Origin of the sequence: Nonomuraea sp. NPDC050478 (genome assembly GCF_044458265.1) — a bacterium.
GTDB lineage: Bacteria > Actinomycetota > Actinomycetes > Streptosporangiales > Streptosporangiaceae > Nonomuraea > Nonomuraea ferruginea.
In genome coordinates this window covers 1-14,144 of record NZ_JBITHT010000002.1, presented here as the reverse complement: position 1 = coordinate 14,144, position 14,144 = coordinate 1, and the positions used below count along the sequence as shown (strand labels likewise).

The following is a 14,144-nucleotide window of genomic DNA, read 5'->3' as shown; positions in this document are numbered from 1 at the left end:
TCCCGCCGCTCCACCTCATCAAGGAGCCGCTCGTGCCGACCGGTCAGGAGACGCTCACCCGCCCGCCCGCAGCACGCGGCGCGCCCGGCAGACGGCAGGGGCCCGCCGGGGCCGGGCGCGGCCGCACGCACCCGATGTGGTTCCTCGCGCCGGCGTTCGCCCTGCTGTTCGTGTTCTTCTTCCTGCCCACGCTGTTCAACTTCGTCTACGCCTTCACCGACTGGTCCAGCTTCAAGAGCGACATCCGTCCCGCCGGCTTCGACAACTTCGGCTTCCTGCTGTCGGACGGCACCCTGGTCGCCTCGCTGCGCGTCACGGTGGTCTACGCCGCGCTGGTGGCGCTGTTCCAGAACCTGTTCGGCTTCGGCCTGGCCGTCCTGCTGGAGAAGGACACCTGGCTCAACCGGACCGCCCGGCTGATCTTCCTCATCCCCGTGCTGATGTCCGCGCTGGCCGTCGGGTACGTCTTCCAGGCCCTGCTCAAGCCGGACGGCAGCCTCAACGACCTGCTCTCGGCCGTGACCGGGCAGCCCGTGACCGTCGCCTGGCTGGGCAGCACCACCTGGACGCTCGTCCTGGCCGCCGCCATCCACGCCTGGAAGTGGATGGGCCTGTCGATGCTCATCTACCTGGCCGGGCTCAAGACCATCCCGGAGGACGTCACCGAGGCCGCCCGCATCGACGGCGCCTCGCCCTGGCAGGCCTTCTGGTCGGTCCGCTTCCCGCTGCTGGCGCCGGCCGTCACCTTCAACGTCGCCACCGCGCTGCTCGGCTCCATGAACGGCTTCGACATCGTCCAGGCGCTCACCGGCGGCGGGCCCGCGCGCAGCACCGAGATCCTCAACATCTTCATCTACCGCACCTTCGGCCAGGGCCTGTTCGCCCAGGCCACCGCCATGAGCCTGGTGCTCTTCCTGATGGTGGCCCTGCTGGCCTTCCCGGTCATCCGCGTCCTGCGCAAGAGGGAGGACATCACGTGACAGTTCCGGCCTTCGGGGCCGTCCGCCGCCGCGTCCCGCCGTCCCGTTCCCGGGGGCTCGCCGCGCGGCTGCGCCCCATCGCCGTCGTCGCGCTCGTCGTGCCCGTCATGGGCGTGCCGCTGTGGCTGATCGTCGTGACCGCCGGCAAGTCCCAGGGCGAGGCCCTGTCGCCGGACCTCTCCCCGCCCGCGCGCTGGCGGCTGGGGGAGAACCTCGCCCAGGTCTGGCAGCAGGGCGAGGTGCCGGCGGCCTTCCTCGGCAGCCTGCTCGTCGTCGTCCCGTCCGTCGCGCTGGTGCTCACGCTCGGCTCGATGGCGTCGTGGATCCTGGCCCGCCGCACCGGCCGGCTCAACGCGGTGCTGTACGCGCTCGCCATCAGCGGCATCGTGCTGCCGCCCGCCGTCGTCACCATCGTGCTCCTGCTGCGCCAGCTCGGCCTGGCCGGCAGCGCCGCCGGCATGATCGGCGTCTACGCCGGCATCTACCTGTCGACCGTCATCTTCTTCGTGACCGGCTTCATCAGGACCGTGCCGCTGTCGCTGGAGGAGGCGGCCCGGATGGACGGCGCGGGACCCGTACGCGTGTTCGTCTCGGTCATCCTGCCCCTGCTGCGCCCGGTCCTGGCCACGGCGACCATCCTCATCTGCCTGTACGTGTGGAACGACGTCTTCTACGCCTTCTTCGTCGTCGGCGGCCGCCTCGACACGCTGCCGCTCAACCTGTTCCAGGTCGCCAACGCCGGCCTGTATCTCAACAACTGGCACCTGATCTTCGCCTACATCATCCTGATGAGCCTCCCGCTGCTGGCCGTCTTCGCCGTCGCGCAGCGCAGGATCATCTCCGGGATCACCGGCGGAGCCGTCAAGTAAGCGCATCACCCCCCTTCAGGAGAGGACAGCCATGCACCTCCATCCGTTACTCCGGCATGCCTGCACGGCGGCGGCCATCGTGACGCTCGCCGCCCTGACCGCCGCCCCGGCCGGCGCGTCGGCCGCCCCCGACGTGGTCACGGTGGACTTCGCGCAGCGCACCGGGCCTGTCCACGGCGGGGCGACCGGCATGCTCTACGGCCTGGCGGACCCGGGCGTGCCGGGGGATGCGCTGCTCGCGGGCGCCCGGCCGCGCACCGTCGCCCAGAAGGCGCCGGACGGCGACCAGCACCCCAACGGCGACGCGCTCGTCGTGGCCGACTCCTTCTTCGCCGCCGGCGGTGAGGAGGTCGTCATCTACATGCAGGACGTCTACAGCCAGTGGCCGTACGAGAACCGCGGCATCGACGACTACCTCGCCAAGGTCGACGCGATGGTCCGCAAGGTCGTCCGGGAGCGGCCGCGCGACAAGGACAAGTTCGTCTGGGTGCCGTTCAACGAGCCCGACCTGATCTGGTACCAGAACTGGAACACCCTGAAGCAGAAGTTCTTCAGCGACTGGAAGGCCGTGTTCGAGCGCATCCGGTCGATCGACCCCACCGCCCGGATCGTCGGCCCCAACGAGGCGGGCTACAACCCCGGCCGCCTCCGCGACTTCCTCACCTGGGCCAAGGGCGCCACCTGCGCGGGGGACCCCGAGGGGAACTGCCTGCCGGACATCATGGCCTGGCACGAACTGCAGCGCGACCGGCTCGCCGACTACCGCGCCCACCACGCGCACTACCGGCAGCTGGAACGCGAGCTCGGCTTCGGCCCGCTGCCCGTCAACATCGACGAGTACGGCAACCGGCGTGACATGTCCGTCCCCGGCCAGATGATCCAGTGGATCTCCCTGTTCGAGGACACCAAGGTCGACGCCGACATGGCCTACTGGACCTACGCCGGCAACCTCGACGACCACGCCGTCCGCACCAGGCAGGCCAACGGCGGCTGGTGGCTGCTCAAGTGGTACGCGGACCTGACCGGGGAGACGGTGAGGGCGACCCCGCCGCGGCTGAACGCGGCCGACACGGTCCAGGCCGTGGCCGCCGTCGACGCCTCGGCGCGGCGCGGCACCATCCTCGTCGGCGGCGGCTCCGAGCCGGTCCGGCTCGACGTCTCCGGGCTCGGCCGGGACGTCTTCGGCACCCAGGTCGACGTCGTCGTGTCCAGGACGACCTGGACCGGGTACGAGGGCGACGCTCTCAAGCCGCCCGTGATCGCGGCCAGGCGCGCGGCCGTGCCGTCGGGCAGCCTCCAGGTGGACCTGCCCGGCGGCGACGTCATGGCCGCCTACCGGGTCACGATCGTCCCCTCCAGCGGCGCCGCCCCGAGTCCGGACGCGCCGTGGACGGCGTCGGCCGAGGCGGAGTCGGCCACCCTCACCGCGGCCCGGGCCTTCGACCAGGACACCACGGCGGACCCGCAGAAGTACGCGACCTCCGGCAAGCGGGACGTCGGCGCCATGAACCAGACCGGCTCCGCCGTGACGTTCCCCGTCACCGTCCCCCGCGACGGCCGCTACCGGCTCGGTGTCTACCAGGGCGCGAACAAGGCCCCGGGCAGGCACGCCCTGTTCGTGGACGGCGCCTTCCGCCAGCTCGTGCAGTACTCCGCGAACCTCGGCTGGACCTACCGGGGCCGCACCGACGTGGAGATCCAGCTGACCGCCGGCACCCACCAACTGTCCCTGCGCACCAGCGCCGACGGCACGACCAGACTGCCCGGCAGCGACATCACTCTCGACAGGTTCGACCTCACCGAGATCACCGGGGAAGAGCGGGCGGCGTACCCCGCCGACGAGGCGCGGCTGTCCGGCGGCGCCCGGATCACCCGCGAGGGCCAGGGTCCCGCCGTCGCCCTCGGCGGCGACGCGCGCGCCAGGTTCTTCGTCGCCGCCGGCCACGACGGCTACTACGACCTGACGCTCTCCTACCGGGCGCGCGGCGCCGGCGACCTCCGGGTCAGGCTCGACGGGCGCGAGATCTCCGGCCTGCGGGCGACGCGCCCCGGTGAGGCCGCCTCCCGGGCGCGGGTGTACCTGCCGGCCGGCGTCTCCACGGTCGACGTGGGCGGCCCGGCGGGTCTGGAGCTGCGCGGGGTCGCGACCGTCCGGGCCGCGGGGGCCGACACCGCCGTCCACCGCGTCGAGGCCGAGCGGGCCGCGCTCGCGGGCACGGCGAACGTGACCACCGTCCCCGCGTCGAGCGGCTCGAACGCCTCCGAGGGCGCGTACGTCGGCTACCTCGGCAACGGCGCGGGCAACACGCTCACGCTGGAGCGCCCGGCCGGCTTCGGCCCCGGCGCGTACGTTCTGCTGGTCCACTACGCCAACGCCGACACCAACACCGGCCACCCCTACAACACCGACGTCATCAACCGGTTCCTCGACATCACCGAGACCGGCGGCACGACGACCCGGGGCGTGTTCCGGCACAACTACGCCTGGGACAACTTCTGGCCGCAGGCGACGCCCCTCACCCTCACCACCGAGCGGGGCGCGATCGTCCTGGGCAACGCGGACGCGTACGGCCCCAACGTCGATCGGGTGGAGCTCGCGCGCCTCGTCCTCGACGTCGACAACCAGGCACGCTGACCGCCGCCGGCCCCCCCCCCCCCCCGGGCGGCGGGCCCGCGCGGGGGTTGGCCCCCCCCGGGCGGGCGCACACCCAGGCGGGCAGCCGGGGGGGGGGGGCGGGCCCAAAGTGCCGTGTCGCCCCCCTCGTTGTTGGGGGGGGGGGGGGGGGGCCGCGCCCGGCCCCCCCCCCCCCGCCCCCCCCCCCCGCCCCCGCCCCCCCCCCCCCCGGGGGGGGGGGCCCGTCTCGGGTATTGACCGCCCCGGTACGGACGATCACACTGGCGGAATGCCGGGGGAGTGCTCCGTTCCGAAATGTTAGCGATAACATCCCGTCTGGTGAAGGAGACGCGCATGTCGAGAGCCCTTTCCCGGTTGGGCGCGGTGCTCGCCGCCGCCTGCCTGCTGTTCGCGTCGTTGTCCGTGGCCGACCAGAAGGAGGCCGCCGCGCTGGAACCTTTCACCGGATATCTGATGGCGCACTTCACCGGGGAGTCGGCCAACGGGGAGCAGATCTACCTCGCCCACAGCGACGACGGGCTGCACTGGACCGACCTGAACAACGGCGCGCTCGTCCTGCGCTCCACGGTCGGCACGCGCGGGGTCCGCGACCCCGCCCTGGTCAGGTCGCCCGCCGGTGACCGCTACTGGATCGTCGCCACCGACCTGCGCATCGCCGCCGGCACGTCCTGGAGCGACGCCGCGAACCGGGGGAGCACCTCGCTCGTCGTGTGGGAGTCGGCCGACCTGGTGAACTGGTCGGCCCCACGGCTGATCAACGTCGCCGGCGCCATCCCCGGCGCGGGCAACGCCTGGGCGCCCGAGGCCATCTACAACCCGGCCACCGGCGACTACGTCATCTACTGGGCGACCAACTCGCCGCGCGACGGCGTGACCAAGCACCGCATCTGGTACGTACGCACGAGCGACTTCCTCAGCTTCACCGCGCCGCAGCCGTTCATCGAGCGCGGCGGCGCCCAGGGGATCATCGACACGCAGATCGTCGAGGTGCCCGGCGCCGTCGGCGGGTACCTCTACTACCGGGCGTCGGCCGACGGGCACATCTCGATCGAGGCCGCCAACTCGATCCTCGGCTCCTGGACCAGCCTCGGGAACTTGTCACACCTCGGCATCTCCAACGGCACCGGCGGCGGCAATGTCGTGGAAGGCCCGATGTGGATGAAGTTCAACGACCGCGACGAATGGGCGCTCTGGCTGGACCAGTTCGCCACCGGCCGCGGCTACATGCCCATCACCTCGACCAACCTGGCCAGCACGCGGAACTTCCGCACGCGCTCCGACTACGCCATGGGCGCCGGCCGCAAGCGGCACGGCTCCGTGCTCAGCCTGACCGCCGCCGAGGAGAGCCGGGTGCTCGGCCGCTGGGGCGCGACCCTGCCGGTCAACCGCATCCAGTCGTACAACTTCCAGGACCGGTACGTCCGGCACGCGGACTTCGACGTGCGCCTCGACGCTAACGTCAGCCCGGCCCAGGACGCGCAGTTCCGGCTGGTGCCGGGCCTGGCGAACGGCTCCGGGTACGTGTCCTTCGCGTCGGTGAACTTCCCCGGCTACTACCTGCGGCACTACGGGTACGACCTGGTGCTGGCGCCCGACGACGGCACCGCCGTCTTCGCCGCGGACGCCACCTTCCGCCAGGTCCCTGGGCTCGCCGCCTCGTCGTGGACGTCGTTCCAGTCGTACAACTATCCCGACCGGTACCTCCGGCATTCGAACTACCTGCTCAGGATCGACCCGATCACCGACGCGCAGGGTCGCGGCGACGCCACCTTCCGCGTCGTGGGCGGCTGACGGCCATCGGGCAGGCGTTCGGAAAGATGGTCCATCGGACGCCGCCGCGGGACTTTCGTCCCTGCCGTGCACGGGCCCGCGCCGGAAACCTGGGCGGTGTCCGGCCGACGCCGGACCCACCAGCGTGACGACGTCAGGAGCGATACGTGAGCATGCTGCAGGCAGCGGTGACCCTGCTGGGCGCGGTGGGCGCGGCGATGGTGCTGTCGGGACCCGTCATGGCCGTCCAGGGGGTCAGGGGGCGCGCGGAGATCCGCCGGGAACTGCGCGGCCAGGGCATCAGCTTCCCCCGCACGGGACCGCCCGCCGTGCTCGCCGGCCGGGCGGTCGTCACCGGCCCCCAGGCCCGCGCGTTCGCCGACGTGATCGGCGACAACGTGCTGGCGGCCACCGGCGGCCGGACCTACGCACAGGTGAGCGCCGAGCTGATGGCCGCGCCCGGTGGTGACGACGAGCTCGCGGCGCTGCGCCAGACGGCCTTCACCGGGCAGATGCTGCGCGCCTCGCTGCTCAACGCCTACCAGGCATGGCAGGTCACCACCCTGGTCATCGGCCTGGGCGCGCTGCTGACCGCCACCGGCGCCGCCCTGCTCACCGCGAGCATCGCCCTCGCCCCCTGAACCCTGGAGCAACCTCCTTGACCACCGACCCCACCTCCACCGACCTCACCGCGGCCACAGAGCCCGCCGTGACCACAGAGCCCGCCGTGTCTGCGGACCCCGCCGTGACCACGGACCCGGCCGCGGCCAGAGGCCCCGCCCTGATGGCGCGGCCGTTGCGCCGTGCGCGTCGTGATGTCGGCGCCGCGCCGTTCATCGTCATCTGGGAGGCCACCCGCGCCTGCCCGCTGGCCTGCCTGCACTGCCGCGCCGAAGCCCGGCCCGACCGCCATCCTGGCGAGCTGAGCACGCACGAGGCGCGGGAGCTGATGCGCCAGGTCGCGGCCTTCGGCCGTCCCGCACCGCTGTTCGTGATCACCGGAGGCGACCCCTTCGAACGTCCCGACCTGTTCGACCTCGTACGGTACGGCCGCGAGCTCGGCCTGGCCCCCTCCGTCTCGCCCTCGGCCACGCCCGCGCTCACCCCCGCCAACCTCAGCAGGCTGCACGAAGCCGGCGCGGCCGCGATCTCGCTCAGCGTGGACGCGGCCACGGCCGCCCGCCACGACGAGTTCCGCGGCTACGACGGCGTGTTCTCCCGCACCCTGGCCGCCTGGCGGGCGGCGCGCCAAGCTGGGCTCAAGGTGCAGATCAACACCACGGTGACCCGCCGCAACCTGTCCCAGCTGCCGGACATCGCCCGGCTGGTACGCGACCACGGCGCCATGCTGTGGAGCGTCTTCTTCCTCGTGCCCACCGGCCGGGGCAGGGCTCTCGCGGCGCTGAGCCCGCAGGAGGCCGAGGACGTGCTGCACTTCGTCCACGACCTCGGCACCGTCGTCCCGGTCAAGACCACCGAGGCACACCACTTCCGGCGCGTCGCCGTACAGCGGCTCATCCTGGCGGAACACGGCGCCGACCATGCCGCCGAGCTCGGGCTCGGCCCGCTCTACCGGGATCTGCGGCGGCGCGCCCGGCGCGCCGGGCTGATCAGGGAGCGCCGGACCCGCCGCCCGCCGATCGACGTCAACGCCGGTCGCGGCCTGGTGTTCGTCTCCCACACCGGGAGCGTGCACCCGTCCGGTTTCCTCCCCGTGGCCTGCGGCGACGTGCGCGAGCGGCCGCTGACCGAGATCTACCGGAACGCTCCGCTGTTCCGCGCGCTGCGCGATCCCGGGCGGCTCTCCGGACGCTGCGGCGCCTGCGAGTTCCGGGCCGTCTGCGGCGGTTCACGCTCTCGCGCGTACGCCTGCACGGGCGACGTGTTCGCCGAGGAGCCCTGGTGCGGCTACCAGCCGGGCAGCTTCCCCTACCAGCGGGAGCTCACGCCCTACCTCCCGTAGGAAGAGGCCCGAGAGAGGTAGGGCCCTCACGGAAGGCGGCCTCGGCAGAGCCGAGCGCCCACCCGTCCCCGGCGCTCCGCAGCCGGGCGACACGCGCTGGGGACCGGCCGTGGCCGCTCAGGGCGATCACGGTCCGGGCCGGGCGGCACGTGTTGTGGACCGGCCATGGTGCCTCAGGGCGACCACGGTCCGGGCCGAGCGGTACGCGTCGTGGACCGGCCATGGTGGCTTAAGGCGATCAGGGTCCGAGCTGAGCGGCACGTGTTGTGGACCGGCCGTGGTGGCTCAGGGCGAGCACGGTCCGAGCTGGGCGGCACGCGTCGCGGACCCGGCCATGGTCGCTCAGGGCGACCACGGTCCGAGACGGCCGTGGCCGCTCAAGGCGACCATGGTCCCTCGGCGAGGCGTTCGACCGTCCAGGCGAGCCCGTGTCTGGCGGTCTCGGTGTCCGGCGTGCGCGTGTGCGGCCCGCACAGCAGTACGGCGAAGTCCGCCACGTCGGCCAGCGCCCACCGCAGCCGGTAGAGCGCGATCGCCGCCACGTCCACCTGCCTGCCGGTGGCCCGCACGTAGGCGTCCAGCGCGGCCGGGTCGGGAGAGACCACGGCCAGGTCGCGCTCGGGCACCGCCAGCCCCACGGTGTCCCAGTCCACCAGCAGCAGCCGGCCGTCGTCGCGCTTGATCAGGTTGCCGGGATGCGGCTCACCGTGCGTGACCACGAGCCCGTCCCCCCGCCCGCGCACCCGTCCGGCCAGCTCGTCGAACTCGGCCAGCCGCTCCAGCACGGCACCGGCGTGCTTCCTGAGCAGCACGCCCGCCTCCGCCGAGAACGGCCCGTCACCGCCCGGGTCCGCCAGCGACTCCACCAGCCGGTCGCGCCCCGGCACGTCCAGGACGGCGACGGGCGTCGTCTCCGGCGGGACGCGGCCGTGCAGGTCAGCGAGCAGCGCCAGCAACCGGTCGCGCTCCTCGGGCGTCTGCTCCTGCCCGAAATGACCGGACATGCCCGCTTCCCAAGGGAAGACGGTCACCGCGTACCGCGACCCCGCCGCCATCACCGGATCGCCGCCGCGGGACCGTACCGGAGCCACCACGAACTCCAGCCCGTCACGCTCGCGCAGCACCGCCGCGGTCTCCATGGCCCGCCTCAGCCCCGGCAGCCCGTGCTCCTTGCGCGCCGGGTCCGACACCGTGGCGAACCACCGCCGGCCGCCGGTGTCCAGCACCGTCCAGTGGTAGTCGCCGAACCCCACCGGCGCGTACGCGACCTGTTCGGCCGCCACGCCGAACGCCCGCAGCGCCGCCACCAGGTCGGCCTCGCCGAACCCGTCCGGAAGATCTTCCATCGGCCCAGGTTAACCTCGGCGGGCGACCGGCTGCTCGGGCACCCGGGCGACGACCTCGTCGGGGAACAGGCCGTGGCGCAGCACCACCCGGCCGCGGGCGTGGTGGCGGGCGCGGACGCCGGCGTCCTCCTCGGCGGCGAAGACCTCGGCCATCCGGATCGCGAGCAGCACCTCGGTGAGGCCGACGCCCTCGCGGACCGTGCCCGCACGGGCGGCGTCCTCGACGAGCGGCCGGAAGGCGTCCGCCGTACGGGCGGCGAGATCGTCGAACCGGCCGGCCGAGCGCGGCAGGATCGGCGCGATCGAGCGGCTGGCGAGCTGCATGTCGAGCACGAACTCGAACACCTCCAAGGCCCCGGTGTCGCTGCCCCGCAGCTCCGCGGCGCGTTCCTCGATCCGGACGATGTTGTCCTCGTAGACCGTCGCCGCGAGCTCCTCCCTGGAGCCGAAGGTGCGGTAGAGGGTCGTGCGGCTGACGTCGGCCGCCCGCGCGATCTCCGCCAGCGCCACCTCGTGCCCGTGCTCCGCGAAGACCCGCCGGGCGGCCGCGAGCAGCCGCCCGCGGTTCCGCACGGCGTCGCGCCGCCTGAGCCCGGAACCCTACGATAAGCAGAAACGTACAGTGATGTACGGATACGTTGCGGCGTCGCCGACATCGCCGCCGAAGGTCTGGAGTGTCAACGGCGGAGGCGGGTTCCGCGACTGAGCGGTTCCGGCCGTGCGGATCTTCCAGGACAGATGCGCTTGTTGTTGATGTTGAGGCAATATGGTCTGCGGCAAGGACATCATGGCGAAAAGTGCGGGGGGAGCAGTCGGTGGCGGACCTCGGCCTCCACTTCCAGGCGCTTGAAGAGTGCGCGTCGGCCGCGCGTAAGGCGGCCAGCCGGCTCTCCGAACTGGGCGACGACTATCCGGTCACGGGCACGAGTTCGTCGATCTTCGGCAAGCTGACCGACTCCTCCGGCCTGGCGACCCTCGTCGACGACGTCGAGAACACGGTCGACACCGAGCTCGGCCACGCCGGCAGGAAGCTCAGAGGCGTGGAGCGCGCCCTGGACAAGGTGGAGCAGAACGTCCGCACCGCCAACAACGCCAGCGGCGCGGCGGCCTGATGGACCTGGCCACCCAGATCTCGCAACTGCCCGGCTCGCGCAGCGGGGAGCTCGCCGAGATCCTGCGCAGCGTCAGCGGCAACCCCGAGGACATCCGCGCCATCGCCACCAGGTGGCGGTCCGCCGCGGGCACGGTGAGCGAGCAGACCGGGCGCGTCACCACCGCGGTCAACGACGTCGACACCGCCTGGGAGGGCGCGTCGGCCGACGCCTTCGACGGGTACATGGGCAAGTACGACAAGGCGGGGACCGCGCTCCACGACGTGCTGGAGGACAGCGCCGCCTCCCTCGACACGGCGGCCGGGGCGCTGGAGACGGCCGAGTCGGAGATCACCTCGATCTGCAACCGCCTGGTCGAGTACGCCGACAGCCACAGCGACGACCGCGACGCCGTCGCCACCGAGGTCGGCAACGCGATCGACGCCGCCACGCCGCACAAGACGGAGGCCAACACCGCCGTCACCACCGCCATGACCAAGATCCAGGGCTACCTGGACGACCACGAGTCGACCTTCGCCGCCATCAAGGCGCCCGGCGACCAGACGTTCGTGCCGGCGCCGGGCCACACCGTCGTGTGGGAGCCGTCGACGCTGCCGGACGACTTCATGAGGACGACGTACCAGAGCGGGGGCGACGGCACACCGCCCGGCGGGACCACTCCGTACTCCGCGACCGGTCCGGGCACCGGGACCACCTCGTACGCGGGCGGCTCCGGCGCGCCGCCGCAACCGCTGTCGTTCGCGCCGGGCACCGCCACCGGCGACCGCATCGTCGAGGCCGCCCGCATGCACCTCGGCAAGCCGTACGTGTGGGGGGCCAACGGGCCGAGCGCCTTCGACTGCAGCGGGCTCGTCTACTACACACTCAACCAGGCGGGCGTGAAAATCGGCGACACGACCGCCGCCGGATACCAGGCGAGCGGCAAGCCGGTCAGCACCCCGCAACCCGGCGACATGGTCTTCTTCGGCCACCCGGCCGGCCACGTGGGCGTCTACATCGGCAACGGCCAGATGATCCACGCGCCCCGGCCGGGGTCCGAGGTCATGGTGGCGAGCGTCGCCGCCGACGGGCGGCCCGTCAGCTACCGCCGCTTCACCTGACCCTCTCTCGGGCCGGCCACCGCTCCGGGCGCGGTCAGGCCTTCGGCTCCTGCGAGATCCGCAGCATGTTGCCCGAGGGGTCGCGGAACGCGCAGTCGCGCGGGCCCCAGGGCTGGTCGATGGGCTCCTGGAGCACCTCCGCGCCGGTCGCCCGGACCCTTTCGAAGGTCGCGTCGAGATCGTCGGTGCGGAAGATGATCATTGGCAGGGCGCCCTTGACGAGCAGCTCCTGGAGGGCGTCGCCGTCCTCCTGGGACCGGCCGGCGTGCGGCGTGGAGATCACGATCTCCACGCCCGGCTGGTCAGGGCTGCCGAGGGTGACCCAGCGGAACTCGCCGGACGGGACGTCGTTGCGCACCTCGAGGCCGAGCCCGTCGCGGTAGAAGGCGAGCGACTCGTCGACGTCGTTGACACTGATGTGGCAGTACTGCAAGGCGATGGTCATGCCGGCAACGCTAGGCGGCGGATTCGCGGCGCGCTTCTCGGATCGTGCTCGAAGCGTTTCTGGCCGGGCGGGTGCGGATCTTCGCCACGCACGGCGGCATCGCCGACACGGCGTGGTGCTCCCTGGCGCGGTAGGCGCTCGGCGTCTCACCCAGCAGCTCGGTGAACCGCGAGCTGAACGAGCCGAGCGAGGTACAGCCGACCGCCATGCACGCGTCGGTCACGCTGGCGCCCGCGCGCAGCAGCGCCATCGCCCGCTCGATGCGGCGGGTCATGAGGTAGCTGTAAGGCGTCTCGCCGTAGGCGGCCCGGAACTGCCGGGAGAAGTGGGCCGGAGACATGAGCGCGTGACGGGCCATCGTCGGCACGTCGAGCGGACGCGCGTACTCCCGGTCGATCAGATCCCGCGCCCGCCGCAGGTGGGTGAGGTTGTCGAGATCCTGCGGGGTCATGACGCCAGCGTATAACGACCCCGTAGCCCGCGAGCCCGTGGGGCCAGGCCGCGAACGGGCCATCGGCGGCGATCCCCGGGCCTTTGGTCCCTGACGAGACTACGGCCGGGCGCGGGATCGTAGGCCCATGTCACCTGTCATCCCCGCACCGGAGACGTCCCGATGACCGCGCCCCCGTTCGCGACACCCGGCGGAGTGAGCCGGATGGTGAACGCCGCCGCCGCGGCGCCGTCGGTGCACAACACCCAGCCATGGCGCTTCCGCTGCGCCGACGAGGCGACCATGGAGCTGTGGGCCGACCTCGGCAGGCTGCTCCGGGTCACCGACCCGCTGGGCCGCGGGCTCGGCGTCAGCTGCGGGGCCGCGCTGTGCAACCTCCGGCTGGCGGTCCGGATGACCGGGCACGACGCCCAGGTCGTGACGCTGCCCGACCCCGCCCACCGCCCCGACCTGCTGGCCCGCGTGCGCGCAGTCCCCGCGGGGCCGCCCGGCCAGGACGAGCGCCTGCTGTACGAGATGATTCCGCACCGGCGCACCAACCGCTTCCCCTTCGACGGCCGCCGGCTGCCCACCGCGGTCCTCGTGGAGCTGGTCCACGCCGCGCACGCGGAGGGCGCCACGCTGGTCCTGCTGAAGGGCCGGACGGCCCGGCGCGTGCTCGGCATGATCGGCGCGGCCGAGGCCACGCTCGCCGCCGAGGAGTCCTACCGCGCCGAGCTCGCCCGCTGGACGGCTCCCGGCCGCCGCGACGGCGTGCCCCGGCACGCAGTCGGCCCCCGCCCGCGCGACGGCGCGCTGCCCATGCGTGACTTCCGCCTGGGGGAGGGGCGGCACGCGGAGGGCGCGCCGAGCGCCGCCTTCGAGGCCGATCCGCAGCTCGCGGCGCTGTTCACCAGGGGTGACGGGCCGCTCGACTGGCTGCGCGCCGGGCAGGCGCTCCAGCGGGTGCTGCTCACCGCGACCGCGCGCGGCGTGGCGGCGTCGCTGTTCAGCCAGCCGCTCGACCTGCGGCCCGCCCAGCACTCCGGCGACCGCGCCGGGCCGCTGGGCCACGTGCAGATGCTGATCAGGCTCGGGTACGGGCCGCCGGTCCCGAGAGTGCCGCGCCGCCCGGCGTTCGAGGTGCTCGACCCGGTGGAGGCCGCGCGCAGGTGAGCCAGGAGGCCGCCCGCGAGCCGGTGGGACGGAGCGCGATCGCCGGAGTTGACGAGCCGCCTCGTGCTGTGACATTCTGAGGGCGGCACCGAGGTTGACGCTTTTAGTACGCGTGGACATTCGTTTCCCGAGTGCGTTATGATGCTCCCTCGCGCTGCCACGCCGCCCCGGATTTCCGCCGGGGCTTTCGGTGTGCGCGCAGCTCGACTCCATCCGTGTTCTCCGGAAGGACATCTGTTGGCAGCCTCGCGCAACGCCTCCGCCGTACCCGCTGGTCCCCGTCGCGTCTCTTTCTCGCGTATCCAGGAGCCGCTCGAA

13 protein-coding genes are annotated in these 14,144 nt (G+C 72.8%); 9 read left to right on the top strand and 4 right to left on the bottom strand.

From position 1 onward, the window contains the following. The first annotated feature begins 32 nt into the window (after positions 1 to 32). From ACIBF7_RS08090 to ACIBF7_RS08065, 6 genes are all read left to right on the top strand, one after another. Positions 33 to 980, top strand: a complete 948-nt coding sequence (locus ACIBF7_RS08090; protein WP_219545894.1) for a carbohydrate ABC transporter permease — start codon at positions 33 to 35, stop codon at positions 978 to 980. Further along, the gene (locus ACIBF7_RS08085) at positions 977 to 1,849 is read left to right on the top strand and encodes a carbohydrate ABC transporter permease (RefSeq protein WP_219545895.1); all 873 of its coding nucleotides are present in this window, start codon (positions 977 to 979) and stop codon (positions 1,847 to 1,849) included. The genes ACIBF7_RS08090 and ACIBF7_RS08085 overlap by 4 nt, the downstream gene beginning before the upstream one ends. A 31-nt stretch (positions 1,850 to 1,880) precedes the next feature. Further along, complete coding sequence (locus tag ACIBF7_RS08080; RefSeq protein ID WP_397196719.1) at positions 1,881 to 4,484, top strand: CBM35 domain-containing protein; 2,604 nt, start codon at positions 1,881 to 1,883, stop codon at positions 4,482 to 4,484. A 333-nt stretch (positions 4,485 to 4,817) separates the two neighbouring features. Further along, positions 4,818 to 6,275, top strand: coding sequence for a glycoside hydrolase family 43 protein (locus ACIBF7_RS08075; RefSeq protein WP_397196718.1), 1,458 nt, complete (start codon positions 4,818 to 4,820; stop codon positions 6,273 to 6,275). Positions 6,276 to 6,421: 146 nt separating this feature from the next. Then, entirely contained in the window at positions 6,422 to 6,895 is a 474-nt protein-coding gene (locus ACIBF7_RS08070; RefSeq protein ID WP_397196717.1) for a hypothetical protein, read from the top strand. Between the two features lie 17 nt (positions 6,896 to 6,912). After that, the gene (locus ACIBF7_RS08065; RefSeq protein ID WP_397196716.1) at positions 6,913 to 8,217 is read left to right on the top strand and encodes a TIGR04053 family radical SAM/SPASM domain-containing protein; all 1,305 of its coding nucleotides are present in this window, start codon (positions 6,913 to 6,915) and stop codon (positions 8,215 to 8,217) included. 377 nt (positions 8,218 to 8,594) lie between these two features. On the opposite strand, the gene ACIBF7_RS08060 is transcribed toward ACIBF7_RS08065, so the two are convergent. Further along, positions 8,595 to 9,563, bottom strand: coding sequence for a phosphotransferase family protein (locus ACIBF7_RS08060; RefSeq protein WP_397196715.1), 969 nt, complete (start codon positions 9,561 to 9,563; stop codon positions 8,595 to 8,597). Between the two features lie 9 nt (positions 9,564 to 9,572). Next, on the bottom strand, positions 9,573 to 10,136 hold the full coding sequence (locus tag ACIBF7_RS08055) for a helix-turn-helix domain-containing protein (RefSeq protein WP_364236354.1): 564 nt from the start codon (positions 10,134 to 10,136) through the stop codon (positions 9,573 to 9,575). A gap of 242 nt (positions 10,137 to 10,378) precedes the next feature. Between ACIBF7_RS08055 and ACIBF7_RS08050 the strand changes: the two genes are divergently transcribed. Both ACIBF7_RS08050 and ACIBF7_RS08045 read left to right on the top strand, forming a co-directional pair. Further along, positions 10,379 to 10,675, top strand: coding sequence for a hypothetical protein (locus ACIBF7_RS08050; protein ID WP_148031783.1), 297 nt, complete (start codon positions 10,379 to 10,381; stop codon positions 10,673 to 10,675). Beyond that, complete coding sequence (locus ACIBF7_RS08045; protein WP_219545900.1) at positions 10,675 to 11,775, top strand: WXG100 family type VII secretion target; 1,101 nt, start codon at positions 10,675 to 10,677, stop codon at positions 11,773 to 11,775. Before ACIBF7_RS08050 ends, ACIBF7_RS08045 begins: the two co-directional genes overlap by 1 nt. Before the next feature lie 34 nt (positions 11,776 to 11,809). Here the strand turns inward: ACIBF7_RS08045 and ACIBF7_RS08040 are convergent, their stop codons facing one another. Both ACIBF7_RS08040 and ACIBF7_RS08035 read right to left on the bottom strand, forming a co-directional pair. Then, on the bottom strand, positions 11,810 to 12,220 hold the full coding sequence (locus ACIBF7_RS08040; RefSeq protein ID WP_148031782.1) for a VOC family protein: 411 nt from the start codon (positions 12,218 to 12,220) through the stop codon (positions 11,810 to 11,812). Between the two features lie 10 nt (positions 12,221 to 12,230). Continuing rightward, a complete protein-coding gene (locus ACIBF7_RS08035; RefSeq protein WP_148031781.1) occupies positions 12,231 to 12,671 on the bottom strand; it encodes a helix-turn-helix transcriptional regulator in 441 nt (146 codons plus the stop codon). 162 nt (positions 12,672 to 12,833) lie between these two features. Between ACIBF7_RS08035 and ACIBF7_RS08030 the strand changes: the two genes are divergently transcribed. Further along, positions 12,834 to 13,826 (top strand): Acg family FMN-binding oxidoreductase, encoded by a 993-nt coding sequence (locus ACIBF7_RS08030; protein WP_397196714.1) that lies wholly within the window; start codon positions 12,834 to 12,836, stop codon positions 13,824 to 13,826. Positions 13,827 to 14,144 lie beyond the last annotated feature (318 nt).